The organism is Sphingomonas sp. G5 (assembly GCF_052660795.1).
The window spans coordinates 633,974-660,348 of record NZ_CP109660.1 but is presented as its reverse complement, the minus strand read 5'-3'; the positions used below and the strand labels follow the sequence as shown (position 1 = coordinate 660,348).

The window sequence follows — 26,375 nt, the reverse complement described above, 5'->3', positions numbered from 1 at the left end:
AGCTGCGGTTTCGGGCTAAATGCCATGCAGGAAAGCATGCAGTCCCTGAACGCGTGCGCGATGGCCGCGGCGATGTGCGCCGGCAGCGACATGATGCACGGCGCCGAGATGGCCACGTGCTGCGCCATGTGCTCGAACATGGTCGAGATGGCTCAGGCGACGATGCACATGATGATGCGTCCGGCCGGAATGAACATGGACGTGATGAGCGCCATGATGACCGCCTGCATGACCATGGGCAAGGCGTGCGCCGCCGAGTGCCGCGCGCACGGCGACATGGACGAGATGTGCCGCTACTGCGCTATGGCCTGCGACGACATGGTCATGAAGTGCGAGGCCATGATGTCCTCGATGACCGCCTGAGTTCTCTCTTCACGCGCGGCCGCTGACGTTACGTCGGCGGCCGCTCGGCTACGCGGTGCGCGCGGTCGTGAGAATCGCCGACGCGCTGAGCAGCTCGGCGACCGGGTGGAACGCCACCGGCTCCCCCACCGCGATGTCGACCGCAGGTCCCACGATCCGCAGCTGAACCGTCGCGCCGTTCAGGAGCGCGAGCGTCGCGGTCGATCCGTCGGCCTCGATGACGAGACCATCCCACCACGCGGAGGGGTTCGAGGCTGCCATGCAGCGCTGGATCGGGTGGACTGTCGACGAGATCGTGCGGGACATGGCTTCACCTGCCTTCGGAGGGGTTGGTGAGATGAAGCTACGGGATGCCGTGGGGGCGGGCGATCTCGGGCGTAGTGGGGCGTAATCAGGCAAGCTTGTGCCGCCATTTGCGGGGTCGACCAGCAACAACCGGCCAGCTCCAGCGGTAACCCGCTTACAATGGCGGCGGGTCGGGAACGGCCGAACCGATAGTAGACAGTTATGTCAGTTTACTGACACGTCTGGATTTCGCACTGGGCTGACCTCCTGCCGCGTCGACAGGTAACCGCACGAGGGAAACCGATTGACACCTCTTTCGCTCACCTAATATGGACCGCTGGCGTCGCGCGGCAACCGCGCACGACACGACCGGCTTCGGCCCCGCATACCTGCCTCGGCAGTGGGATGAGTCCTCCCTGCGATTTATTCAGGGCGTAGAGGTGGGCCCTCCTTTAATGTGGTGAGATGTCGACGAATGCCGTGCGCGGCCGTGCGATACGGACATCGGCAACCCTGCTGAGTGGGCCTGTCGAACTGCTCGACTTCCTCGTCCCGCTCTGGGCGGGCGCGATGCTCGGGCTCGGCGCCCCCGCGATCGGATGGCTAGTGGCCGCCGAGCTCGTGGTGTCGGTGCTCGTTCGACCCCTCGCCGGATATCTTGCCGACACACGAGCACGGTCCCGAATTGCCGCGGTCGGCGCCTTCGCCCTCAGCCTCAGCTGCGTGATCTACGCAATAGCAGATACACCCGCACTTGCATTCATTGCGGCGTTCCTCGGCGGGGTTGCAGGTCCTCTGTTCTGGATCTCGCTGCGCGCGATAGCAGCGGAGTACCTCGCCGACGACTCGGGAACATACGCGGGGCTCATGTCCGCAGAGGCTCTCGGATCGTGGATCTTCTGGGGGCCAGCGATGGCCCTTCTCGGGGCGTTCGGATACTCGGCGGTCTTCATCGGACTTGCCGTCGCGGCGGCCGCCGCCGGCGCGCGCTTGCTGCTCACCCCTAAGGAACCGCTCGTCGTGCGAACGGAACTCGCCGGCGGAATCCGTGAACATGCCCGCCGACTCGCACCTCTGATGACGATTGGGGGCGTCGTCACTGCCGCCGAGGCAGGTGTCGGATTGGCGCTCTTGCTCCAGCTGCAAGCGGCTGGTCTCGAGGTGTGGCAAATCGCTCTGGTCTACCTGCCAGGCGGCATCGCGATGACCCTACTCCCGCGCCCCCTTCACGGTCTCGTCGAGCGGTGGGGTCGTAAACCCGCTTACATTGCAGCTTCTCTCGCGACCGCTGTGAGCACAGCAACGCTCGCCCTCTCACCGCCCGTGATCCTCATCGCCGCACTCTGGATCATCATGTCCGCCTCACTGGCGCTCCTTTATCCGCTGCAGAAGACCCTTGTCTCAGAGGCGAGCGGCGACCGGGTGGCCCGCGGGATGAGCCTGCAGGCGAACGCGGACACAATCGGCGCGGCAGTCGGAGTGGTCGCCGTGGGCGCCATCGCCGCCGACGGCCGGTGGGCCCCCGCATTCGTCACCTGCGCTGTCGTCATCCTTGGCGGCGCGGCACTAGCTCCCTGGGTCATTGATCGCATCGGCAAGGAGTACCGGGATGAGCAGCGAGGGGCAGCGAGAGGCAGATAGTTCCTCGACACTCCGAGCCCGATGGGTGGGCACTCGTCTCCATCCTCGCAGTCTGACAATCCCCCCAAGGGTCGCTGTGAACACTACTTACGTGTAGCCGCATTGGAGTCACCCTGCCGAGGAGGCGCCGCCAGACACCACTCCCCCGAACAGTCATCGGCCAACGTGAGGCGCAACCGATAGTCGGTCGTATATCAGCCGCCGCTGCCTGACTCCTCGCATCGCACCGCCCCCTCCCGTGTAACGCCCACGTAAACTCCCCCTCTCCCCCACCCCCTCCGCGGGTGAGACAACCGTTACCTCCCCGCCCCTCCCGACGCGGTCCCGGGTAACGCCCGCTCCCTACGCTGGCGGCACGTCCCGCCCATGCGGGTCGCTGCACCTCCCCCGCATCGCCCACCGGAGGACCCCGTGACCGTCACCGACCCGCGCCCCGAAGCCACGCCGGCGCAGCCCACCACCCGAGCCGAAGCCGCGAGCGCGGAAGCCGCGGCACAGCTCGTCCACCGCCCCGGCCGCTGGATCGACAACTGGAACCCCGAGAACGCCACGCAGTGGGCCAAGGAAGGCAAGGCCATCGCCTCCCGCAACCTGCGGTGGTCGATCTTCGCCGAGTTCCTGGGGTTCGTCGTCTGGCAGCTGTGGTCGGTCGTCGTCGTCTCACTGCCGGCCGCGGGCTTCCAGCTCTCGACGGGTGAGATCTTCTGGCTCATCTCCATGCCGAGCCTCGTCGGCGCGACGCTGCGCATCCCCTACACGTTCATGGTTCCGCGCTTCGGCGGTCGCAACTGGACGATCGTCTCGGCCGGCCTGCTGCTCATCCCGAGCATCGGTCTCGCCATCGCGGTCAGCAACCCCGCGACCCCGTTCGGCCTGCTGCTCCTGATCGCCGCGTTCGCCGGCTTCGGCGGGGGCAACTTCGCCAGCTCGATGGCGAACATCACGTTCTTCTACCCGGCCGCGCAGAAGGGCTACGCCCTCGGACTCAACGCCGCCGGCGGCAACCTCGGCGCCTCCGTCGCGCAGTTCGTCGTCCCCATCGTCATCACGGTCGGCGCCGCCGCCACCCTCAACCTGCCGCTCGCGGGTCTCATCTGGGTGCCGCTCATCATCGTCGCCATGGTCGGCGCGTACCTCCGCATGGATAACCTGTCCAGCGCCAAGGCCGACATCACGGCATCCCTCGCCGCTCTGAAAGAGCCGCACCTGTGGATCATGGCGGTTCTCTACATCGGCACCTTCGGCTCGTTCATCGGCTTCGCCGGTGTCTTCCCCAAGCTGCTCGCCGACACGTTCCCCGACTTCAAGGGCTTCGCGATCGGCACCGCCACCGTCACGCTCGCGTTCCTGGGCGCGCTCGTCGGCTCGCTCGCCCGTCCCTACGGCGGCAAGCTCGCCGACCGCTTCGGCGGCACCGTCATCACCATGGGAGCGTTCACGGTGATGGGTCTCGGCATCCTGGGCGTCATCCTGACCCTGCCGATGCAGAACTTCGCCATCTTCCTGCTGTGCTTCCTGGTGCTGTTCGCCGCCGCCGGTATGGGCAACGGTTCGACGTACCGCATGATCCCGACGATCTTCACCCTGCGCGCGAACGGCGGGATCGGCGCCCAGCGCAAGGCCGCCGCGGCCCTCGGTCTCATCTCGGCGATCGGCGCCTACGGCGGCTTCTTCATCCCGCAGCTGCTCGGCTTCTCGAAGACGACGTTCGGCTCGTACACCCCCGCCCTCGGCTGGTTCGCGCTCGCGTACGTCGCCTTCCTCGCCCTCACCGCGGGCGTGTACCTGCGCATGTCGAAGAAGTCCGGCACCCGAATCTGACGCCGTGAGCTCCGCCGACACCCACTGCCCCTACTGCGCGCTGCAGTGCGCCATGACCGTCACGCACGACAGCGCAACGACGGTCACGGGCCGCGACTTCCCGACGAACCGGGGCGGGCTCTGCGCGAAGGGCTGGACGTCGGCGGAGCTCTTGGCATCCCCCCACAGACTCCGGATGCCACTCCTCCGCCAACCCGACGGAACCCTCGCCGAGACCACCTGGGATGAAGCCCTGGATGCCGTTGCCCGGGCCTTCCGCGAGACGAAGGCCACTCACGGCCCCGACGCCAACGCCATCTTCGGCGGCGGCGGACTCACCAACGAGAAGGCGTACCAGCTCGGCAAGTTCGCCCGCGTCGCGCTCGGCACCTCGCGCATCGACTACAACGGCCGGTTCTGTATGTCGTCGGCGGCAGCGGCATCCAATCGGGCCTTCGGAATGGACCGCGGCCTCCCGTTCCCCGTCACCGACCTCGACGACGCCCGCACCATCCTGCTGCTCGGCTCCAACGTCGCCGCGACCATGCCGCCGTTCCTCGCGCACCTCGCCGGAGCCCGGGCCGCGGGCGGCCTGATCGTCGTCGACCCGCGCCGCTCGGCCACTGCGCGCCTCACCGAAGACGGCGCCGGCACCCACCTGCAGCCCGCCCCCGGCACCGACCTACCGCTGCTGCTCGGGCTCACGCACATCGTCCTCGCCGAAGGCCTCGCCGACCGTCCCTATATAGAGGAGCGCACGAACGGCTTCGATGCCCTCCGCCGCAGCGTCTCGGCGTGGTGGCCCGAGCGCACGTCGACGACCACCGGCGTCCCCGTCGCGCAGCTGCGCGAGACCGCACGGCGCCTCGCCGCGGGCGGCGCGTACATCCTCACCGGGCGCGGCGTCGAACAGCACGTCGACGGCACCGCCACCGCGACCGCCGCGATCAACCTCGCACTCGTGCTCGGACTCGTCGGCCGCGAGGGCTCGGGCTACGGCACCCTCACCGGGCAGGGCAACGGCCAGGGCGGACGCGAGCACGGCCAGAAGGCCGACCAACTCCCCGGATACCGCTCCATCCGCGACCCCGAGGCGCGCCGGCACGTCGCCGGGGTGTGGGGCATCGAGCCGCACGAGCTCCCGGATGCCGGCATCCCCGCCACCGCCCTGCTCGGCGAACTCGGTGGGCCGGTGAAGACGCTGCTGGTCGCGGGCTCGAACGTCGTCGTCTCGGCACCCGACGTCGACGCGCTGCGGGATCGGCTCCAGGCCCTCGACACCCTCATCGTGTGCGACTTCTTCCTCAGCGAGACCGCGGAGCTCGCCGACATCGTGCTCCCCGTGCTGCAGTGGGCCGAGGAGGAGGGCACGATGACCTCGCTCGAGGGCCGGGTCATCCGCCGTCGTCAGGCCCTGCCCGGCCCCGAGGGGGCCCGCAGCGAGCTGTGGATCATGTCGGAGCTCGCGCGGCGCCTGGGCGCCGCATCCACCTGGTCTATCGACCCGGCCGAGGTGTTCGACGAGCTCGCCCGCGCGTCGGAGGGTGGGGTCGCCGACTACTCCGGCCTCTCGCACGCCCTGCTCGACACGGGCATCGAGGCGTACTGGCCGTACCGCTCCGAGGGCACGCCGCGGCCCTTCACTCAGCGCTTCGCGCACGCCGACGGCCGCGCTCGTCTCGTGCCGGTGGATGCCACTCCCCCGACGCCCACCGACCGCGGCGGCGACCTGACCCTCACGACGGGCCGCTACCTGCAGCAGTACCAGTCGGGCACGCAGACCCGTCGGGTCGCCGAGCTGAACGGTGCCCGGCCGGAGGCGCGGCTCGAGATCCACCCGGCGACGGCGTCTCGTCTCGGCATCCGCGAGGGTGCGCTGGTCTCCGTGTCGAACGAGCGGGGCGAGGTACGGGCACGGGCGACGGTGACCACCGACATCCGGCACGACACCGTCTTTCTCCCGTTCCACTACGCGGGCGACGAGTGCGCCAACCGGCTGACCGAGGCGATCGTCGACCCGACGTCGGCCATGCCCGAGTTCAAGCGCACGCGGGTTCAAGTGAAGGCGATCCCGGATGCCACGACCCCGCCGATCCCTCACGCCACGGCTTCGCCGGTCGTCGTGGCGGAGCACCCGGGTGTGGCTCCCGCGCTCGTCGGAGTCGTGGGAGGTGCGGCGCCGGGCGTTCTAGTAACGAGCGCGCCGTCGCCGAGCAGCCTGTCGCCGAGCACCCCGTCGCCGAGCACGGAGGAGGAGACCCATGTCTGAGCGTGTGGTGCTGGTGGGCTACGGTCCCGTCGGGGCGAGGTTGATCGAGGGGCTCCTGCCCGCCGTGCGCGAGGGGCGGATCGACCTCACCGTCATCGGCGCCGAACAGCACGACGTCTACAACCGCGTGCTGCTCGCAGAATATGCCGTCGGGCGCATGAACCGAGAAGGGCTCGACCTGGGCGATCGCCGCGTCGCCGAAGATGCCGGGGTCCGGTTCGTGCTCGGGACGACGGTGGTCGGCGTCGACCGCGACCTCCGGGTGGTGCGCCTGCACGATGGCATCCGGATTCCCTACGACCGACTCGTGCTCGCCACCGGCGCGCGGGCGAACGTGCCGACGCTCGCGGGACTCGAGCGGGCGCAGCGGCATCGGTCCACGCGGCCGGCGCTGCCGTCTGAACTCGACCACGGTGCGGCGGCATTGCCGCGGGGCGTCGTGGCCCTGCGCGACCTCGCCGACGCCGAGCACGTGCGCGCGGCGATCTCGGCGGGTCAGCGCATCGTCGTGCTCGGCGCGGGAGTGCTCGGCATGGAACTCGCCCTCGCCGCCGCCGAGGCAGGCGCCGAGGTGGTCGTGGCGTATCACTCCGCCGCGCCGATGAACCGGACGCTCGATGAGAACGGCGGACGCGTGCTCGCCGCCGCGGCGAGCGCCGTGGGCATCGAGATGATGCACCACGCGCGCGCCGAAAGCATCGTGCAGCGCTACGACGACCACGGTCAGGCCTGGTTCGACGGGCTCGTCTGCGCCGACGGCAAAGTGCTCGCCGGTGACCTGCTCGTGCTGTCGTGCGGGGTCGGGGCACGGACGGAGATCGCCTCGCTCGCGGGTCTCGCCACCTCGGCCGGCGTGCTCGTCGACGGATCGTCGCGCTCGTGGACCGACCCGAACGTCTTCGCGATCGGCGACTGCGCGCACGTCGCCGACCCCGCCGACACCGGTCCCGACGGACGCGTGCCCGGCGGACCGAGCGGACTCATCGGCCCCGGTTGGCGGCAGGCCGACCGACTCGCGGCGCTGCTGTCGTCGGGTGTCGAGGCGCCCGCACCGGTCGAGCGCGCCGGTGTCGTGATGCTCAAGGCCGAGGGGATCGACGTGGTCGCCGGGGGCGCGGTCGACGCCGACCCCTTCTTTCACGCACCCGGATGCCACGGCCCCCAGGTCACGCTCTGGGCCGACCCCGCGCGCGGCGCCTACGTGAAGCTCGTCACTGTCGAGGGGGTGCTGACCGGCTTCGTCGCGGTCGGGATGCCGCGCACCGGCGCCGAGCTGACCCTGCTGTTCGAGCGCGGCTCGGAGCTGCCCGCCGACCGCTCGTCGCTGCTGCGCCTCGACGCCGCGGATGCCGGAATGCCCGCCGTCGGCGACCCCTTCGCCGCAGATGCCACCGTGTGCTGGTGCAACGGCGTCAGCGCCGGGGCGATTCGCGAGGCGGCCGCGGCGGGCGAACCCACGGTCGCGTGCGTGAAGGCCGCGACCCGTGCCGGCACCGGCTGCGGCGGCTGCGTCGGCCGGATCACGGAGCTGCTGGCTCGCGAGTCCGTCCCGGCGTGAGGCCGCGGCCGCCAGGTCCGGCGGCCTCGGCGGCGGCGGGTCACGGCGGCGGCCGGGCCTAACTCGTGAGAAACCGCGTGATCACCCCCACTGAACGCGTCCGCGGCCACCGCCATCCTGAATCTCAGGAGTTCGGCCCGCCGCGACGCGCGCACCACCTCCACAGACGCGCGCACGAATTCTGGCCTCGGCGCGCCGCCCCGCCGGCTGCCGATACCGGACCCGGCTGAGACGAGGCGAAGCCGCCGGGCCAAACTCCTGAGAAACCGAGCGCCCACCCCGCCCTGCGCGCGTTCACGCCCACCGGCATCCCGAATCTCAGGAGTTTCGCCCGCTGCCACGCGCGATACAGTCCCGAAACGCGACGGCAGTACGGTTCACGCATGCCTCCGATCGAGAACCTGCTGGCGTTCGTCGCCGCGTCGGTCATCATCATCGTCATCCCGGGTCCGAGCGTGCTCTTCGTGATCGGGCGTTCGATCGCGCTCGGCCGCCGCGCGGGCGTGCTGAGCGTCGTCGGCAACGCGCTCGGTACCGTGCCGGCGGTGCTCGCGGTGGCCTTCGGCGTCGGGGCGATCGTCGCGTCGTCGATCGTCGCCTTCACGATCCTGAAGATCGTCGGGGCCATCTATCTCGTGTGGCTCGGCATCCAGGCCATCCGTCACCGCCACGCTCACGTCGCCGGGGCGACGCGCGGGCCCTCGTCGTCGTGGACCCTGCTGCGTCAGGGTTTCGTCGTGGGATTGACCAACCCGAAGACGATCGCGTTCTTCGTCGCGGTGCTGCCGCAGTTCGTCGACCCGCACGCGGGGGCGGTGTGGCTGCAGCTGCTCGTTCTCGGCCTGACGTTCCAGATCATGGCGCTCACCTGCGACAGCGTGTGGGCCCTGGCCGCCGGCACCGCCCGCGAGTGGTTCGCCCGGTCGCCGAAGCGCATCTCGACCCTGTCGGGAACCGGCGGGGTCATGATGATCGGTCTCGGCGGCGCGCTCGCGCTGTCGGGCGCGAAGAGCTGACCGGCCGAGGAGCTGACTCGGGCGGTCGTCCAGGTGGTGGCCGTCGGGACGGCAACTGGCTGATGACCCCGCGTCAGCCTGCAACCGGTTTGTCAGCGAAATGCAGTCTCGGCGCGGCCGAGCCGAACCCCGTGCGACCTCAGCGCACGCCCAGATCCGCGGATGCCGCGCCCTCGAGCCGCGTCCCGCCCGGGGCGTAGCGCGAGCCGTCGACGGGGCTGTCCCACGAGCGTTCCGCGTCGTTCCAGGTCAGCGGGGTCGGGGCGACCACCGCGCGCGTCTCTCCCTCGATCGTCGACACCGCCGCGGTCCGTAGTCCCTGCCGCGACACAAGCCCGGCGCCCTCGGCGGGCCGCTTGACGGGTGCGGGAGCCGCCGCAGCGAACGCGCCCGCCGCCACGCCCACCCGACGTGCCGCTTCGCCGATGCCGCGGCCGAGATCGGCGGGGACCGTCATGCGCGTGCCGATCGTGCGCATCCACTGCGGCCGGTCGCTGCGTGACACCCCGCGGATCTCGTCGCTCAACCGCATCGCGGCGGCCGGGGCGTTGGTCAGGCCCCACCCGGCGTAGCCGGTGGCGAAGCGCAGGCGTCCGAGGCCCCTCGGCATCCCTCCGACGAAGGGCACGAGGTTGTGCGACTGGTAGTCCTGTCCCGACCAGCGGGCGATCTCGGCTCCCACGGGGAGCGTGCGACGGGCCCACGCGGCGAGGCCTTCGGCGAGCGCGACCTCCGAGGGTGCGGAGCCGACCGGATGCCGTGCCCCGGTCACCAGCAGCACCCCGCGCCCGAACGACGACGGTGCGGCGACGACGCTGCGCCAGTCGGTGCCGACCTCGCTCCACATGCCGCCGGGGGCCTCGGCATCCCCCTCCATCTCGAACGCGATCGCCCACGACCGCAGCGCGCGGGTCTTGAGGTCGTACAGGCCGCGGCGCGTGATGGGCGTGCCGGTGGCGAGCACGACGGTGTCTCCGAAGATCGTGCCGTGGTCGGTGTCGACGCGGCCGGAGGGAAGAGCGCGGACGTCGGTCACGCGGACGCCCGTGTGCAGCGTCGCCCCGGCCGCGAGTGCCGCCTCGGCGAGAGAGCGCGAGAGGGCGACGGGGTCGAGGGCGAGCTGGTCGTCGAGGGCGAGGGCCCGCACCGGAGTGCGTCCGCCGAGGTCGCCGGGGGCGTCTTCACGGATCGGCAGCCCCGCCTCGCGCGCGGCGTCGCGGACGGCGTCGAGCGCGGGGTCGGTGGAGAGCCCCCGACCGAAGGTGAACGCGGTCCGGCGGTCGGCGGCGGCTCCCGCACGCTCGGCGAGCCACTCCTGCCCCGCGCGGTTCGCGTCGACGTACGCCTTCACGAGTCCGGCGGGGTGGTGTGCGCGCAGCGCCGCGAGGGTCGTCCCCTGCAGAAGGGATGCCATCCCCACCGACGCCCCGGTCGCCCCCTGCCCCACGCGGCCCGCGTCGACGATCGCGACATCGACCCCCGCCTCGGCGAGCATCACGGCGATCGACAGGCCGGTGATCCCGGCTCCGACGATGACGACGTCGTGCCGGGCATCGGGTTCGAACGGCGTCCCGTCGACGGACGTCTGGTCTCTGTGCCACAGGGAGGAGATCATGCGTTCATCCCATCGCGGGCGTGGGGGTCTCGGCATCCGGTTGCCTCCGCCGCCCCGATCATCTACGGACCGCCCCGCGTAACCCGACCCCGCGCGACGGCGGGCCGCGGATAGGCTCGGGGCGTGACCGACAGCGCCGCCCCCTCGAGCCGGACGGCCGTCGTGTCCGCGGCCATCGACCTCTTCGTCGAGCACGGCTACGACCAGACCTCGGTCGAGCAGATCGCACAGGCGGCCGGGGTATCGCGGTCGACGTTCTTCCGGCAGTTCGGCGGCAAAGAAGACGTGGTCTTCGCCGACCACGAGGTGCTGCTCACCGAGACGCGCGCGTACCTCGACCAACCGCACGACGACCCGTGGGCCGCCGTCTGCGAGGCATCGGTGCGGGTGTTCCGGCACTTCGCCGCCGACCCCGAGGTCGCGCGGCGCCGTTACGCGATCGTGCGGCAGATCCCGGGCCTGCGCGACCGCGAGATCGTCACCGTGTTCCGCTACGAACGCCTCTTCGACGAATACCTGCGCGAGGCACTCCCCGGCCTCGACCCCCTGGATGCCGTCGGCTTCGCGGCCTCGGTCACGGCGGTGCACAACCACGTGCTGCGCCGGCTGATGCGGGGGGCTCGGGTGCCGGCATCCGTTCTCCGTCGAGCGCTCGACGACGTGCTGCGCCGCTACGGCGTGCACGCCGACGGCGACGACGCGGCCGGCGACGACCTGATCGTGGCAGCCTTCCCCCGTCGCATGCCCGCCGCCGAGGTCACGCGGCGCCTGCGCGGGGCTCTCGGGGACTGACGCGCGGGGCTCGCGGGGCCGTCCCTCGCGTGCCCGCTCACCCGCCCGTCGCGTGCCCGCCCGCCCCTGCCCTCGCGTGCCCGCCCGCCGCCCCCCCCCGTTGAGTGTCCACAACACCCGGACGTTGCGAAAAATCGTCCGGGTGTTGTGGACACTCAACGTCCAATCACGCACCGCCATCGCGGGGCGGGGCCCCTGCGTTGAGTGTCCAAAACACCCGGACATCTCGAAAGACCTTCCGGGTGTCGTGGACACTCAACCTCGCGATCACCCAACACCATCGCGGGGCGCAACCCCCGCGTTGAGTGTCCAAAACACCCGGACATCTCGAAAAACCTTCCGGGTGTCGTGGACACTCGACGTCGAAGCGGGCCCGGTCATCGCGGGGCGCGCGACACGGCGCCGCGCGCACCCGGGCGCCCACCCGCGCACCCATCCGAGCGTTCGCCGCGAGTCCACTCCGAAGTGTGACACCCAGTACCAACATGCGCGATACTGGGAACCATGACCATCGACGCCGATGCCCACACGCTCCCCGGAGAGCGCGTCGCCCGCTACGACCTGCTCGGCCGCCGCGACACCGACTACTACGCGGTGTTCGCCGACATCCCCGACGCCGACCGCGCCGTCTGGGACACCGCCAAGGCCTTCGCCGACGAGGTCGGCACGCGCATGCAGGGCGAATGGGATGCCGCGAGCTACCCGATCGACCTCGTGCAGCGCATGGGTGAGCTCGAGCTGTTCACCGACGGCATCGAGCACCCCGAGCTCCCGTACACCTCGCCGCTGGCCGCGGGCCTGGTCAACATGGAGATCTCGCGCCACGACGGCTCTCTCGCCACAGCCCTCGCCGTGCAGGGCGGACTCGCGCTGCGGACGCTCGCGTTCTACGGCTCGCCCGAGCAGCAGGAGCGGTGGCTGAAGCCCCTCGCCGACGGCACCGTGCTCGGCGCCTTCGCGCTGACCGAGCCCGACCACGGATCCGACTCCGTCTCGCTCGAGACCACGGCGACCCGCACCGACGACGGCTGGTCGCTCAGCGGCACGAAGAAGTGGATCGGCAACGGTGCCTCCGGCGGCATCACCTTCGTCTGGGCCCGCGTCGAGAACGAGGGCGGCGACGACCACGGCAACGTTCGCTGCTTCCTCGTCGAGCAGGGCACCCCGGGCTACACGGGCACCGTCATCACCGGAAAGGTGTCGCTCCGCGGCATCCACCAGGCTCACATCGCGATGGACGGCGTGCGTCTTCCCGCGGATGCCGTGCTGCCCGGCGCTCACACCTTCAAGGACGCGTCGGTCGTGCTGTTCGCCACACGCTCGGGTGTGGCCTGGTCGGCGCTCGGTCACGCGACCGCCTGCTACGAGATCGCGCGGACGTATGCCACCGAGCGCATGCAGTTCGGAAAGCCCCTCGCGAAGTTCCAGATGGTGCAGGAGCGCCTCGCGCAGATGCTCGACGAGCTCACCGCCATGCAGCTGTACTGCCGCCGTCTCGCCGACCTCGAGTCGTCGGGCGGCCTGCGTCCCACCCAGGCGTCGCTCGCGAAGTACCACAACACCCGCGCCGCGCGCCGGGTCGCGGCGATCGCCCGCGACCTGCTCGGTGGCAACGGCATCCTGCTCGAGAACGGCGTCATGCAGCACATGGCCGACATCGAGGCCATCCACACGTACGAAGGTACCGAGAGCGTCCAGGCCCTCCTGCTCGGCCGCGACATCACCGGAATGAGCGCGTTCGTCTGATCCCGGATGCCGCAACCCCGGCACCCCTGATCCGATCGACCTCACCGAGCTCGTGCGATCCCGGATGCCGGGACGCGGCGCCCCGATCCCCTCCGAGCGGGCGCCGGTCACCGCCTCGGGCGACGTCGCGGCCCGGTCGACCGTGAACGGCGGGGCCGCGGCACGCGTAACGGCGCGGTTCCCGGCATCCGCCGCCCTATCCGGCACCCCGGCACGGCGCAACCTCCGTCGCCATGTCGGAGGCCCCCGCTACCGTGTGCTCATGGGCCTGTTCTCTCGTCACCCCGCACCGCGCGACGCCGTCACCTCCGTCGCCGAGGCGGTCCAAGCGCCGCCGAAGAGTCTCTGGGCCGACGGGTTCGGGCGCCTCGCCGTTCGCGCGGTGCAGATCATCGTCGTGGTGATCCTGGTCGCCGGTCTCATCTGGGGTATCCAGCAGGTGACACTCGTCATCATCCCCCTGATCCTGGCGCTCATCTTCGCCTCGGCGTTCGGTCCGGTCACCATGTGGATGCGGCGCAAGGGCGTGCCGGCGGTGCTGGCGACGTTGCTGACGCTGCTGGCTGTCGTCGTGGTGCTGAGCGCCCTGGGCTGGCTCGTGGTCAACGCGGTCATCGACCAGTGGCCGTACCTCAGTTCGCAGGCGCAGAAGGGCTTCGAGCAGGCGCAGGACTGGTACCACACGCTCCCCTTCGCCATCTCGCCCGACCAGGTCAACCAGGCCGTGCAAGGCATTCAAGACTTCGTGACGAGCTCGCAGTTCGGTACCGGAGCTCTCGCCGGCGTCAGCGCGATCGCCTCGTTCGTCACGGGTTTCGTCCTGATGGTCGTCATCCTGTTCTTCTTCCTCAAAGACGGACCCCGCATGTGGGAGTTCGTACTCCGCCCCTTCCACGGTCGCGACTACGACCGCGCGCGCCGCATCGGCGACAAGACCGTGACCGTTCTCGGCTCGTACGTCCGCGGTACCGCCTCGGTCGCAGCCGTCGACGCGATCGGCATCGGCATCGGTCTCGCGATCCTGCAGGTCCCGCTCGCCCTTCCGCTGGCCGTCCTGGTGTTCCTGCTCGCGTTCATCCCGATCGTGGGGGCCGTCACCGCCGGCATCCTGGCCGCGCTCGTCGCCCTCGTCACCAACGGCTGGGTCGTCGCGCTGATCGTCGTCGGCATCGTCGTGCTCGTGAACCAGCTCGAGGGCAACTTCCTGCAGCCCGTGCTCATGGGCCGCTCGATGAAGCTGCACTCCTTCGTCGTGCTGGTCGTGCTGGCCGGCGGTACCGCGATCGGCGGCATCCTCGGCACCCTGCTCGCGGTCCCGCTGACCGCCGTCGTGTGGGGCATCATCACCGTCTGGAACGGCGACGACAAACCCGCGGAGTGGGCGCGACGCAAGAAGCGCCGCAACCCCGTGCCGCTGGCCGGGGGCGAGAGCACGGACTGACCCATGGGCTACGACATCCCCGCGCCGATGCTGGCGAAGTCGGTGCCCGAGGTGCCCGAGCACGGCAAGGTCGCGGGCGGCTTCAGCTACGAACCCAAATGGGACGGCTTCCGCGCGCTGGTGTCGTGGGACGGCACCGACGTCGAGATCGGCAGCCGCGGAGCCAAGCCCCTCACTCGGTACTTCCCCGAGCTGGTCGCGGCGTTCGCCGAGATCCTGCCCGAGCCGTGCCTGATCGACGGAGAGGTCGTGGTGGCCCGCGGCGCCGCCGGCCATCAGCGCCTCGATTGGGAAGCCCTGTCGCAACGGATCCACCCCGCGGCGTCGCGCGTGACCATGCTGTCCGAAGAGACGCCGGCGATGTTCATCGCCTTCGACCTGCTCGCGCGCGGCGACCGCGACCTGCAGAACGAGCCGTTCTCGGAGCGCCGGGCGCAGCTCGAAGACCTGCTGGGCTCGGTGCCGCACCCGGTCCACGTCACCCGCACGACCGACGACCCCGACCTCGCGCGCCGGTGGCTCGCCGAGTTCGAGGGCGCGGGCCTCGACGGCGTGATCGCCAAGCCGCTCGCCCAGCCGTACGCGCCGAACAAGCGCACGATGTTCAAGATCAAGCACGCCCGCACCGCGGATGTGGTGGCACTCGGCTACCGCATCCACAAATCGGGCGAGGGCGTCGGATCGCTGCTCGTCGGCCTCTACGACGACGAGGGCCACGTGCACGGCGTCGGTGGCGTCTCCGCCTGGACCGACAAACGCCGTAGAGAGCTGATCGACGAACTCGCTCCGCTGGTGGAGCGCGACGAAGACGGCGCCGCCGTGGTCGGCGAAACCGACCGCTCGCGCTTCTCGGCGTCGAAAGACGTGTCGTTCGTGCGGCTGCGCCCCGAGCTCGTGCTCGAAGTGCGTTACGACCAGCTCGAGGGCATGCGCTTCCGCCACACCGTGCAGTTCGACCGCTGGCGCCCCGACCGCGATGCCCGCTCCTGCACGTTCACACAGCTCGAGACGGTGGCGTCGTACGACCTGGGCGACGTGCTCGACTGAGTCCGGCGGCTCCCGCACTGTCGCTCAGTCGGTGGGAGCGGCACCCCTCTCCCGCTCGGCCCGACGTGCGATCACGACGACCCCGGCAGCCGCCGCGGCGAACATCGCGGCGAGGATCGCCCACCCGCCCGTGCCGAGATCGATCGCCGTGAGCGTCACCACGGCGGGGGCGATCATCGCGCCGACCGCGTATCCGGTGCCGTAGACGCCCTGGTAGCTGCCCATGCGCTCCTGCGGGGCGAGGTCGAAGCTGAGGCTCCATCCCGCGGCGCTCGAGGTGATCTCGGCGAGGGAGTGCACGACCGCCGCGGCCAGCAGCACCACGATCACCGCGGCCACCGGACCCCCTCCCTCGCCCCCGATCCATCCGGCGCCCGCCCACAGCGCGCACGCCGCGACCATGAGCCACCCGGCCCTGCTCATCGCGCGTCCTGCCCCGGCGAAGGTCCCGGTCCCACGGCTCATCCGCACCTGCAGCAGGACCACGACGACCGTGTTGACCAAGAGCAGCGGGCTCACCACGACGTCGGGCGCGATCGTGTGGGCGACGACCCACAGCGGCACACCGATCTCGAACACACCGAACTGGATGCCGAACACCCCCATGAGAGCCGTCAACCACAAGAAGCGTGGGTCCCGATAGGGGCTACGACCGACGACGGCGGGGGCATCCGGCGCGGGTTCGGCGACGGAGAGGTCGACGCGGGCAGGATCGAGCCCCGCGACGAGCACGGCGGACACGAGGAAGAACGAGCCCGCGATCGTCATGGTCAGGTGGAAAGCGAACGGGGTGCCGAGGGCGAGCGGGATCGCCGCGACCGCGGTGCCGACCCCGATGCCGACGTTGGTCACGGTGCGCATGGCCGCGCGGATGCGTACGCGGTCGTCTCCGCGGAACGCCCGTCCGACGACGGCGGAGCGAACGCTCCCGCCGCCCTGCTGAGCGAGCAGGACGAGAGAGGCGACGATCACGAGCGAGGGCAGGTCGCCGACGAAGAGGTACCCGATGAGCGCCGCGCCCTGCACGACGTGCAGCACGATCAGCATCATCCGCGCGCTGAAGCGATCCGAGAGGTGGCCGAAAACGAGCGAGCTGGCGACGCCCACCGCCCCGGCGACGGTCAGGCCGATGCCGACCGTCACCGGCTCGAGCCCCACGATGAGCGTGAGGTACAGCGTCGTCAGGGTGAAGAAGGCACCGCGTCCGAGGGTGTCGACCAGGGTGATCGTGAGCAGGCGGCCCAGGGTCTTGTCCGTTTGCACGAGGGTTTTCAGGGGGACGGTGGGGATCGTGCTGGTCACGTCTCCATTGATCCAGGCGCCGGGACGCCGTTCAATCGATGTAGCGTGGGGCTTCATGATCCGGTACGAGTTGGAGGCCGCCGACATCTCGGCGATCCGTTTCGGCATCTCGCCGCTGTCGGAGCTGGGCCTCGGACTCCGCGCCCTGTCGCAGCCGGAGGGGTACCCGCTGCAGGCTCCGTGGCTCCGCCAGATCGCAGACGTGCGCCCGCTCCTGGATCTCGACGTCCTGCTCGCACTGATCAACGACCGCAAGTGGACGGCCGACTTCGTCAACCCGCGACCCGCCTCGCCCCTCACGTCATTCGACGACGAACTGGCCGAGCTCGGCCGCATCTCGCGGTCGCGCCTGCATATAGATCTCGAGCGGGTGCACGGAGAGGTGCCGGCGGTCTTCCGTGGGCGCCATGATCTGGTCGTCGCGCGCCTGCAGCGGGCGCTCGCCACCACGTGGGACCTCTGCTTCGCCCCGCACTGGGCGCGCATGAGCGCGGTGCTGCGCGCCGACATCGCCTACCGCGGACGCATCGCCGCGCAAGCGGGCATGGGCACCGTCTTGAACGGCCTGTCGGAGGCCGCGCGCTATGACGGACGCCACCTCGACGTGCGGCTGTGGAACCCCGAGATTCGCCGCCGACCGGTCCTCGGCGAAGGCCTCACCCTCGTCCCGTCGATCTTCACCGTCCGCGTCTCGACGCCGATCGACGACGACCTCCCGCCCACGGTGATGTATCCCGCGCGCGGGCAGGGGGCGATGTGGTCCACCAGCGCACAGCCCGCACCCGACGCCGTCGTCGACCTGCTCGGTCGCACGCGCGCGACACTTCTCGTGGCGCTGGGTGAGCCGGCATCCTCCACCGATCTCGCCCTGCAACTCGGGGTCTCGACCTCGGCGATCAACCAGCACCTGCGCGTGATGGAACGCGCGGGGCTCTTGAACCGCACGCGGTACGGACGCGCGGTGCTCTACTACCGCAGCGCCGCGGGCGACGCGCTGAACCCCTAAGCGCCAGGGGCCTTCGCCCGCGACGGCTGCACGCGCGGCGGCTCCCCCGGCATCTTGGGGAACTCGGGCGGGAACGGCAGCTCCCCCAGCCCGTCGTCGAGGTCGCGCTGCCACCACTGCAGCAGCGTGTCGATGCGTCCGGGTTTCTCGGCGAATCCCGCCCACGGATCGCCGACGGATGCCAATCGCTCGGGAATCGAACGCACGGTGAAGGCGAGCGGGTCGATGTCGTCGAGCTCGTCCCACGACACCGGCGTCGACACGGTCGCGGTCGGCAGGGCCCGGGGCGAGTAGGCGCCGGCCATCGTGCGGTCGCGGTTGGCCTGGTTGAAGTCGACGAAGATCCGCTCTCCGCGCTCTTCCTTCCACCAGCTGGTGGTCACGGCATCCGGCATCCGTCGCTCCAGCTCGCGCGCCGCGGCGATGACCGCGTGCCGGACGTCGAGGAACTCATGCGTCGGCTCGATCGGGCAGAACACGTGCAGACCGCGGTTGCCACTGGTCTTGATCCAGGCCTCGAGACCCGCTTCGCGCAGGACCGTCCGCAACTCGTGCGCCGCCGTGACCGCCTCGGCGATACCGGTGCCCGGTTGCGGGTCGAGGTCGATGCGCAACTCGACCGGGTGATCCGCGTCGCTCGCGAGCGAGGCCCACGGGTGGAACACGATCGTGTTCATCTGAGCGGCCCACACCGCCGACGCGATCTCGCCGAGGAAGAGCTGCGGATGCCGGCGCCCGCTGTTGTACGTCACGGTCACGGCCTCGACGAAGTCCGGCGCCCCCTTCGGCGGGTTCTTCGAGAAGAACGCCTCGCCGCCCACGCCCTCGGGGAAGCGCTCGAGCGACACCGGCCGGTGCCCGTTCGCGGCGATGAAGGGATCGGCGACGGCGATGAGGTACTCAGCGAGCTCGCGCTTGGTGATGCCCACGTCGGGCCACAGCACGCGATCGGGGTTGGAGATGCCCACCTCGCGATCACCCTCGGGGCCCGGCACGGTCAGCGTGATGCGGGGGGATGCCATGTCCCGACGCTAGCGCCCGGGTGGCGGTGGTGTCTGCCGGGTTGCACTGCGGGACGGGGTTCGGGTCGGGTCGTCGAACCTCATGCGAAGCCGACGTGTGTCGAGCGGCAGGACATCAACCGGGAGATACCCCGACGCTACCCTCGATACATGCTGCCCTCCGTCTCGGTGATCGCGTCATTCGCCCTCGTGGTTGGCCTGCTCACTGTCACCCCCGGCCTGGACACAGCCCTCGTCCTCCGCAGTGCCGCTGTCAGCGGAAAGCGGCGAGCCTTCGGAGTCATTGCCGGTATCCAAACAGGAACCCTCCTGTGGGGCTTCCTGGCGGCGATCGGCGTCAGCGCGATCCTGCTGGCTTCTGCTCAGCTCTACGACGCCATCCGTCTCGTCGGGGCCGCATACCTCGCGTGGATCGGTGGGCGGATGATCTGGTCGGCGATCCGCGGGACCGGCACCGCCGGAGCGGGTGACGATGGCCCCGTCAGCGGGGATTCTTTCTTCCGCGGATGGCGCCAAGGCGCTTTGACGAATCTGCTCAACCCGAAGATGGGCGCGTTCTACGTCGCGATCCTCCCCCAATTCATCCCCGAAGAGGCACCTCACATCGTGTGGGGTCTCGCGCTCGCTGGAGTGCACGTGCTGATCGGTAGTGCCTGGTCGACGGCTCTCGCCCTGGTCGCCCAGAAGTCCAGCCGGTGGCTTCGACGCCGAAAAGTGTCTCGCACCATCGATGGCGTCACGGGAACGGTTCTCGTCGGCTTCGGCATAGGAGTCGCCCTGGAAGGCTCAGCTCTACGACCTCATATGGGGGCACACGCGTGACCGCGTCGGTCCCGACGATCTCGTCTTCCGAACTCCACGACATCAACAGCATCTGCCGGCGCACCCTCGGGCCAGCCGCCCAGATAGAGCGGGTCGATCGGTTGGGATTTTCGTCCTTCAACAGGGTCTATCGCTTTTGCCGACCAGCTGCAGGGTGTGGCCGACCAACTCACCTGATCGATCGGTGAAATCTGGAGCGCCCCTCCACGCCACGGCGATTTCCGGGGGCGGAAACCTACGGTTTCGCAGCCCGACGTTGTCCGCACGAAGTCCCGGTCGCCGGGGTGCCCGCCCGCCAGCCCCGCCCACAGTCTCACCGCTCCCGCTGTCCAGCCCGAGTCCTGGCATCCGGCCGCCCCTTACGCTCGACACATGACCACCGCAGCCGCTCGGACCGCCCTCGACATCGCCGATTGGCGCCGCCGCGTCTTCGCCCTGTACGACGCGGTGCGCGAAGCCGACGACCCCGAAGACGCCCACGAGCTGTGGCGCATCGAGCGAGATGCGCTGTTCGCCGATCACCCGGCCACTCCCCTGCTCCCGGAGCAGCGCGAAGGGTTCGTCGGCCTGCCACTCGCACCGTACGACGCCGCGTGGCGCTTCGAGGTACCCCTGCTCGACGCCGATGAGGCCTCGTTCGTCGCGACGACCGGCACCGACGGCGAGGTGGGGTTCGAACGCATCGGTCGCGTCGAGCTGCCCGACACCGGGTCTCTCGACGTCTGGCGGCTGACCTCGTACGGGGGCGGGTTGTTCGTCCCTGTTCGGGATGCCGCGGCCGGCCGCCCCGGCGGTACGTACGGCGGTGGGCGCTACCTGCTCGACACGATCAAGGGGGCCGACCTCGGCCGGGGTGCCGCCCCCGACACCCTGGTCATCGACTTCAACTTCGCGTACAACCCCTCGTGCGCGTACGACCCGATGTGGGCGTGCCCGCTGGCACCGGCGGGCAATGTGCTTCCGGTGGCGGTGCCGGTCGGCGAACTGTACGGGGTCTGACACGAACGACGGCGGGCCGCCCCCGAAAGGGAGCGGCCCGCCGTCGTGTCATCGAATCAGGCGGTGGGCTCGGAGCCCTCTTCCGCCAGAGCGATCACCGGAGCGAGCTCGTCGCGGTCGATGCGGATCCACGGGCCGGCAGGATCGATCAGGATGCCGGTCAGCGCCGCGTCGCCGGCGAGAGCCTTCGCGAGCTGGGTGCGCTGGATGGGCAGCGGCTGGTCGCCACGTCCGAGGGCGAGGAGCTCGAGCGGGTGCGTGAAGACCTCGAGGAAGCGCTCACCCGTGGCCGAACGCGACTCGGCGACGCCGATCGGGCCCCCCTCTTCGGAACGGTTCACTCCAATCCAGAGGGGCGCCTCGGCGACGATGGCATCGACGATCGTGGATGCCGTGGAGTCATCGCGAGTCTCACACAGCGCGGTCTTGATGCGTAGTTCGGGGTCGACCTCGGCGACCATGCGCTCGAGGAGGGCCTTGGGAAGCACGGCGCGGTTCGGCTGGGACGCGGGATCGAGGATGAGACCCGCGAAGGGACCCGCGAGCACGTGACGCAGCAGGGCCATGACGGGCTGGCCCATCGCGGAGGTGTCGCGGTCGCCGTCCGCCTCGACGCTGGCGCGCAGGGCCTGGCCGCCGCTGTAGGCGAGGACGAGCTGCTCGTCTCCGTTGTTGGCGACGGCGAGCGGGAGGTCCTTGCCCTCGGCGAGGAGCGCGCGGGCGTCGCCCTTCACGCGGAGGAAGACGTGTCCCTGCAGCAGCTGCCGCGCGATGTTGAGCAGCTGGGTCGGTTCCGGCTGCCCCTCGATCTCGGCGAGAGCGTTACCGAGCAGGACGTTGTCGCGAAGACCCGGCACCGTCTCGGGAGCCTCGGGGGCCTCCATCGCGCCGGGCTGCCGCGCCGACGGGCGGGCCGCCACGGGCGGCGTCGACGAGGGGTCCGGCGCGTCGGGGCCGGCGCCCACGCCGCGGAACGACGACATCGAGATGCCCACGGTCGGGGCGGCTTCGGCCGGGACCTCTGCAACAGGAGCGGCGTCGCTCGGGCCTGCGGGATCGACGGGCTGTTCGCCCGGCTCGATCGTGGTGTCGGGCCGGTCGACCGATGCGTCGTCGGAGTCGGACTTCTTGCGGCGCGAGAAGAGAGCCATTGCGCAAGCCTATCCGGGCCGTTCACGCGGCCGGGTCCGCGAGGGCGGGTGCGCGGCGCACGTCCGCTCGGCGTGGAGGCGCACAGCGAGCGCACCGGCGCATCGCACAGCCCCGTGCGTGGCCCCGGGTGCAGCCCCGTGCGTGACCCCGTGTGTGGCCCCATGTCCAGCCGGGTGCGTGGCCCCGTGCGTGCGCCTCGGCCGGCGCCCGCGACCCGGGCCCGCCGGCCAGCGGGGCGCGCCCACGGGTCGGGCCGGTCACATCCAGGCGCCGATAAACGCGATACGCGCCCATAAACGCGAGCAGAGCGCGTTTATGCGACGGAATCGCGTTTATGTATGGGGCGGAGCGGGTCGGAGCAGCGCTCACGCCGCGGGCGCCGAGACCGCGCTCACGCCGCGGGATCGCGTTTACGCGCCCGGCCGGCGGGTCAAGACGCGGACAACCGACCGCACTGAGCAGCGATAAACGCGATCTGCTCTCATAAACGCGCGCACAGCGCGTTTATGAGAGCAAAGAGCGTTTATGCGTGTTGCCGCGGGCAGCACACCGCCGCAGGCCCACGCACACCGGGGCAGCACACCGCCGCAGGCCCACGCACACCGGGGCAGCACACCGCCGCAGGCCCACGCACACCGGGGCAGCACACCGCCGCAGGACCGCCCATACCGGGGCGGCACGCCGCAGGACCGCCCATACCGGGCCGCACACCGCACCCCGCCCGCGGGCGGCGTCTCGCGCCGAGCGGGCACGCCGAGCGCTCACGCCGAGCGGGCCGGACCGAGAGCTCGCGCGCCGCCGCGCGACCCGAACCCGCACGCCACCATGCGGGCCGCGCCCGCGGACCGCCGCGCGACGGGCCCTACAGCTTGGCGATCGGCGCGATCTTGACGAGCAGCTTCTTCGGTCCGACGGTGTCGAAGCGCACATGCGCCACGCGCTTCGCGCCTTCGCCCGTCACGGCGTCGACCCGGCCCTCGCCGAAGTCGTCGTGGCGGATGCGGTCGCCCGACGCGAGTTCCAGGTCGCCGTTGTCGCGAACCTTCGCCGGGATGCGGTTGGGGAACTTGCTCGGGTCGGCCGGCGCGCGCTTGGGCAGCGGCACGAGGTCGTCACCGTAACGATTACCCCCGCTGCCCGGCTGACCCGGGCGTCGGCCGCGTGCGTTGAGCGCGCGCGACTGCGAACCTCCGCGACCGTTGACGTCGCCGGGCGACTGCCGCCAGTCGATGAGGTCGGCCGGGATCTCTTGCAGGAACCGGCTCGGCATCGCGACCGTGACCTCGCCGAACTGTGCGCGGGTCATCGCAAGCGAGAGGTGGAGGCGCTTGCGGGCGCGGGTGATACCGACATAGAACAGTCGGCGCTCCTCCTGCGGTCCGCCCGGTTCGTTCGCCGAAATACGGTGCGGCAGCAGGTCTTCCTCGACGCCGGTGAGGAACACCGCGTCGTACTCGAGGCCCTTCGCCGTGTGCAAGGTCATGAGCGACACCGAACCCGACGCGTCGTCGAGGTCGTCGGCATCTGCGACGAGCGTGACCTCGGTGAGGAAATCGATGATCGTGCCCTCGGGGTTGTTGCGCGCGAATTCGCGTGTCACGGCGACGAGCTCGTCGAGGTTCTCGAGGCGCGCCTCGTCTTGCGGGTCTTTGCTCGCGCGCAGGGCGTCGAAGTAGCCGCTCTTGTTCAGCAGCAGCGTCAGACCCTCGGTGACCGAGGTGGAGGGGGCGAGCTCTCCGGATGCCGGGAGCATGACCGCCGTGGCCTCGGTCAGCACCGCGTCGAGCTGGTCGATGGCCTTCTGCAGCTTCGGGCCGACGCCGATCTGGGCCGAGTTGGCCAGGGCGTCGCGAAAGGTGATGTCGTGCTCGGCGGCGTAGCGGGCGATGGCGGTCTCGGTGACGTCACCGATGCCGCGGCGCGGACGGTTGAGGATGCGCCGCAGCGCCATCGAGTCCGCGGGGTTGGCGACGGCGACGAGGTAGGCGAGCGCGTCTTTGATCTCGGCGCGCTCGTAGAACTTCGTGCCGCCCATGATCTTGTAGGGCACGGCCGAGCGGATGAAGATCTCTTCGAGCGCGCGAGACTGCGAGTTGGTGCGGTAGAACACCGCGACGCCCGAATAGTCGACGCCCTTCTTGTGCAGCGCTTCGATCTCGTCGGCCACGAACTGGGCCTCGTCGTGCTGCGAGTAGCCGGTGAAGCCGATGATGGGATCGCCCGCACCGACGTCGGTCCAGAGCTTCTTGTCTTTGCGGTCGAAGTTGTTCGAGATGACCGCGTTGGCCGCCGACAGGATGTTCTGCGTGGAGCGGTAGTTCTGCTCGAGCAGCACGACCTTGGCGCCCGGGTAGTCGCGCTCGAACTCGCTGATGTTGCGGATGTCGGCGCCGCGGAAGGCGTAGATCGACTGGTCGGAGTCACCGACGACCGTGAGCGACGCCGCATCTTCGCCGGCGGGCTCGGCGTCGAAGATCATCATGCCGCCCGACGAGAACGGCTCGGCGTCGGACCCCGGAGGCCGGGTGAGCTCGTGGATGAGCGCGTACTGCGCATGGTTGGTGTCTTGGTACTCGTCGACCAGAATGTGCCGGAACCGCTTGCGGTACCGATCGGCCACCTGCGGGAATGCCCGGAACAGGTACACGGTCTGGGCGATGAGGTCGTCGAAATCGAAGGCGTTGGCACGCTGCAGCTCGCGCTGGTACGAGCCGAAGATCTCGACGAACACCCGCTCGGCCGGGTCGCTCATGTTGGCGGACCGCGCGTAGGACTCGGCATCGGCCAGCTCGTTCTTGAGCTTCGAGATGCGGCTCTGGGTTCCGGCCGGGGTCAGGCCGAACGAGTCTCCCTCGTGCTCTTTCACCAGGCGCTTGATGAGCGCACGAGAGTCTCCGGAGTCGTAGATGGTGAACGACTTGGTGAAGCCGAACTGCTCGGCCTCGCGGCGGAGGATGCGCACGCACGCGGAGTGGAACGTCGAGATCCACATGCCGTCCGCCTTCTGACCGATGAGCTGGTGCACGCGCTCGCGCATCTCACCCGCGGCCTTGTTCGTGAAGGTGATCGCGAGGATCTGGCTGGGGTACGCCTCGCGGGTGCGCAGCAGTGAGGCGATGCGCCGCGTGAGCACGCTGGTCTTGCCCGAACCGGCGCCCGCGACGATGAGCAGCGCCGGGCCGCGATAGGTCACGGCCTCGCGCTGCGGACCGTTCAGCCCCTCGAGGAGGTCGGCGTCGGGTCGGGCCGACGACGGCACAGGGCCATCGAAGATGAGGGGCGTGGAGGCATCGGTCATGGCGGGGTCAAGTCTAGGCGGGGCCTCCGACATCGGCCCCGTCGCCGGTCAGACCCGGGGGTCGCGCTTCTCCCGCTCGTGGCCCGGGGCAACCGAACACGCCCCGGGGCCACGCACGACGCCCCAACACGACCGGACCGCCGACCCCGGCACCCACCCGGGCGCCCGCGGATACCTCAGCCGCGCGCTTCGCCCGCCGCTCCCGACGACAGCAGCGACTGCGCGCGGGAGAAGTGCTCGGCATCCACCGTCACATCCCACCGCTCGGCTTCGAACCCCTGCACCGACGAGAAGTCGCGGCGGCCGCCCGTGAAGGCGTGGCCGACGAAGCCGAAGACGGCGCCCCAGGCGGCGCCGAGCACGAGACCGAGCAAGACGAAACCGAGGAAGCCCCCGACGCTGAGCAGACCGATCAGTACGCCGATCATCAGCCCGAACCACGCCCCGGAGGCGGCTCCGAGCCCGGCCGCGCGACCGCGCGTGAGGCGGCCGGTCACCTGCTCGACGATGCGCACGCCGGTTCCGACGATCGCGGTGTGCTCGACGGGGAAACCGGCGTCCGACAACCGGTCGACGGCGGCCTGCGCCCCGGTGTAGTCGCTGAAGCTCGACAGGACGCGGCGTTCGGGTGTGGCACGGGTGATGTCGGACATGGCGAATCCCTTTCCTCGGTGCGCCCACGCTAACGGCGACTCCGCGCGGCAGGCAGGCGGTTGCGCGCCGAGACGGCCCGGGTTAGAGCCGGGAGTCACCCTCGGATGCCGTTCAGCCGACGTCGCCATGATGGACGCATGCGCCTGATCCTCAACGTCCTCTGGCTCGTCCTCTCGGGCTTCTGGCTCTTCCTCGGCTACCTCGCCGCGGGGATCGTGCTGTGCATCCTCATCGTCACGATCCCCTGGGGGATCGCCTCGTTCCGTATCGGCCTGTACGCCCTGTGGCCGTTCGGCCGCGAGATCGTCGCGAAGCGCTCCGCCGGTGTCGGATCGTTCCTCGGCAACGTCGTCTGGGTGATCCTCGCCGGATGGTGGCTCGCCCTGGGCCACATCGTCACCGGGCTGCTGCTGTGCGTCACGATCATCGGCATCCCGCTCGGAATCGCGAACTTCAAACTGGTTCCGGTGTCGCTCATGCCCCTCGGCAAGGAGGTACGCGAGATCGGTCGCGGCGGTCCGTTCGACCAGACCCCCGGACGCTGACT

21 protein-coding genes are annotated in these 26,375 nt (G+C 70.3%); 14 read left to right on the top strand and 7 right to left on the bottom strand.

Going from position 1 to position 26,375, the window contains the following annotated elements:
• Positions 1-36: 36 nt before the first annotated feature.
• Positions 37-363 (top strand): four-helix bundle copper-binding protein, encoded by a 327-nt coding sequence (locus NE358_RS03185; RefSeq protein WP_258873310.1) that lies wholly within the window; start codon positions 37-39, stop codon positions 361-363.
• A 48-nt stretch (positions 364-411) separates the two neighbouring features.
• Here the strand turns inward: NE358_RS03185 and NE358_RS03180 are convergent, their stop codons facing one another.
• Positions 412-669, bottom strand: a complete 258-nt coding sequence (locus NE358_RS03180) for a nuclease (protein WP_115915798.1) — start codon at positions 667-669, stop codon at positions 412-414.
• 444 nt (positions 670-1,113) lie between these two features.
• Here NE358_RS03180 and NE358_RS03175 point away from each other — a divergent pair, with 444 nt between their 5' ends.
• The 5 genes from NE358_RS03175 (at position 1,114) to NE358_RS03155 (ending at position 8,932) form a co-directional block, all read left to right on the top strand.
• Positions 1,114-2,289, top strand: coding sequence for an MFS transporter (locus NE358_RS03175; protein WP_289941416.1), 1,176 nt, complete (start codon positions 1,114-1,116; stop codon positions 2,287-2,289).
• Between the two features lie 411 nt (positions 2,290-2,700).
• On the top strand, positions 2,701-4,110 hold the full coding sequence (locus NE358_RS03170) for an MFS transporter (RefSeq protein ID WP_289941414.1): 1,410 nt from the start codon (positions 2,701-2,703) through the stop codon (positions 4,108-4,110).
• Between the two features lie 4 nt (positions 4,111-4,114).
• A complete protein-coding gene (locus NE358_RS03165; RefSeq protein WP_289941413.1) occupies positions 4,115-6,358 on the top strand; it encodes a molybdopterin oxidoreductase family protein in 2,244 nt (747 codons plus the stop codon).
• Positions 6,351-7,916 carry an FAD-dependent oxidoreductase gene (locus tag NE358_RS03160; RefSeq protein ID WP_289941411.1) on the top strand — a complete coding sequence of 522 codons (1,566 nt, stop codon included), beginning with the start codon at positions 6,351-6,353 and terminating at the stop codon, positions 7,914-7,916. Before NE358_RS03165 ends, NE358_RS03160 begins: the two co-directional genes overlap by 8 nt.
• A 383-nt stretch (positions 7,917-8,299) precedes the next feature.
• Positions 8,300-8,932, top strand: a complete 633-nt coding sequence (locus NE358_RS03155) for a LysE family translocator (RefSeq protein WP_289941408.1) — start codon at positions 8,300-8,302, stop codon at positions 8,930-8,932.
• A gap of 139 nt (positions 8,933-9,071) precedes the next feature.
• Here the strand turns inward: NE358_RS03155 and NE358_RS03150 are convergent, their stop codons facing one another.
• Positions 9,072-10,547, bottom strand: coding sequence for an FAD-dependent oxidoreductase (locus NE358_RS03150; RefSeq protein ID WP_289941406.1), 1,476 nt, complete (start codon positions 10,545-10,547; stop codon positions 9,072-9,074).
• Between the two features lie 123 nt (positions 10,548-10,670).
• On the opposite strand from NE358_RS03150, the gene NE358_RS03145 reads away from it, so the two are divergent.
• The 4 genes from NE358_RS03145 to NE358_RS03130 all read left to right on the top strand — a co-directional run bounded on the left by NE358_RS03145 (position 10,671) and on the right by NE358_RS03130 (position 15,573).
• Entirely contained in the window at positions 10,671-11,339 is a 669-nt protein-coding gene (locus NE358_RS03145) for a TetR/AcrR family transcriptional regulator (RefSeq protein WP_116238625.1), read from the top strand.
• A gap of 504 nt (positions 11,340-11,843) precedes the next feature.
• Positions 11,844-13,085, top strand: a complete 1,242-nt coding sequence (locus tag NE358_RS03140) for an acyl-CoA dehydrogenase family protein (protein ID WP_141375153.1) — start codon at positions 11,844-11,846, stop codon at positions 13,083-13,085.
• Positions 13,086-13,347: 262 nt separating this feature from the next.
• Positions 13,348-14,526, top strand: coding sequence for an AI-2E family transporter (locus tag NE358_RS03135; protein WP_289941402.1), 1,179 nt, complete (start codon positions 13,348-13,350; stop codon positions 14,524-14,526).
• 3 nt (positions 14,527-14,529) lie between these two features.
• The gene (locus tag NE358_RS03130) at positions 14,530-15,573 is read left to right on the top strand and encodes an ATP-dependent DNA ligase (protein WP_289941400.1); all 1,044 of its coding nucleotides are present in this window, start codon (positions 14,530-14,532) and stop codon (positions 15,571-15,573) included.
• A 24-nt stretch (positions 15,574-15,597) separates the two neighbouring features.
• On the opposite strand, the gene NE358_RS03125 is transcribed toward NE358_RS03130, so the two are convergent.
• Positions 15,598-16,875 (bottom strand): MFS transporter, encoded by a 1,278-nt coding sequence (locus NE358_RS03125; protein WP_289941398.1) that lies wholly within the window; start codon positions 16,873-16,875, stop codon positions 15,598-15,600.
• Positions 16,876-16,930: 55 nt separating this feature from the next.
• On the opposite strand from NE358_RS03125, the gene NE358_RS03120 reads away from it, so the two are divergent.
• On the top strand, positions 16,931-17,881 hold the full coding sequence (locus NE358_RS03120; protein ID WP_289941396.1) for an ArsR/SmtB family transcription factor: 951 nt from the start codon (positions 16,931-16,933) through the stop codon (positions 17,879-17,881).
• On the opposite strand, the gene ligD is transcribed toward NE358_RS03120, so the two are convergent.
• Complete coding sequence (ligD, locus tag NE358_RS03115; protein WP_289941394.1) at positions 17,878-18,903, bottom strand: non-homologous end-joining DNA ligase; 1,026 nt, start codon at positions 18,901-18,903, stop codon at positions 17,878-17,880. The two genes, NE358_RS03120 and ligD, sit on opposite strands and share 4 nt — an antisense overlap.
• A gap of 150 nt (positions 18,904-19,053) precedes the next feature.
• On the opposite strand from ligD, the gene NE358_RS03110 reads away from it, so the two are divergent.
• Positions 19,054-19,725 (top strand): LysE family translocator, encoded by a 672-nt coding sequence (locus tag NE358_RS03110; RefSeq protein ID WP_289941393.1) that lies wholly within the window; start codon positions 19,054-19,056, stop codon positions 19,723-19,725.
• A gap of 372 nt (positions 19,726-20,097) precedes the next feature.
• Positions 20,098-20,724: a DUF1684 domain-containing protein gene (locus tag NE358_RS03105; RefSeq protein ID WP_103206678.1), complete on the top strand. Its 627-nt coding sequence runs from the start codon at positions 20,098-20,100 to the stop codon at positions 20,722-20,724.
• 56 nt (positions 20,725-20,780) lie between these two features.
• Here NE358_RS03105 and NE358_RS03100 read toward each other — a convergent pair whose 3' ends face one another.
• The 3 genes from NE358_RS03100 to NE358_RS03090 form a co-directional block, all read right to left on the bottom strand.
• Positions 20,781-21,875, bottom strand: a complete 1,095-nt coding sequence (locus NE358_RS03100; RefSeq protein WP_103206679.1) for an SseB family protein — start codon at positions 21,873-21,875, stop codon at positions 20,781-20,783.
• A gap of 863 nt (positions 21,876-22,738) precedes the next feature.
• Positions 22,739-25,174 carry an ATP-dependent helicase gene (locus NE358_RS03095; protein WP_103206681.1) on the bottom strand — a complete coding sequence of 812 codons (2,436 nt, stop codon included), beginning with the start codon at positions 25,172-25,174 and terminating at the stop codon, positions 22,739-22,741.
• A gap of 176 nt (positions 25,175-25,350) precedes the next feature.
• The gene (locus NE358_RS03090) at positions 25,351-25,827 is read right to left on the bottom strand and encodes a YflT domain-containing protein (protein WP_103206682.1); all 477 of its coding nucleotides are present in this window, start codon (positions 25,825-25,827) and stop codon (positions 25,351-25,353) included.
• Between the two features lie 138 nt (positions 25,828-25,965).
• On the opposite strand from NE358_RS03090, the gene NE358_RS03085 reads away from it, so the two are divergent.
• Complete coding sequence (locus NE358_RS03085) at positions 25,966-26,373, top strand: YccF domain-containing protein (RefSeq protein WP_103206683.1); 408 nt, start codon at positions 25,966-25,968, stop codon at positions 26,371-26,373.
• Positions 26,374-26,375: the final 2 nt, after the last annotated feature.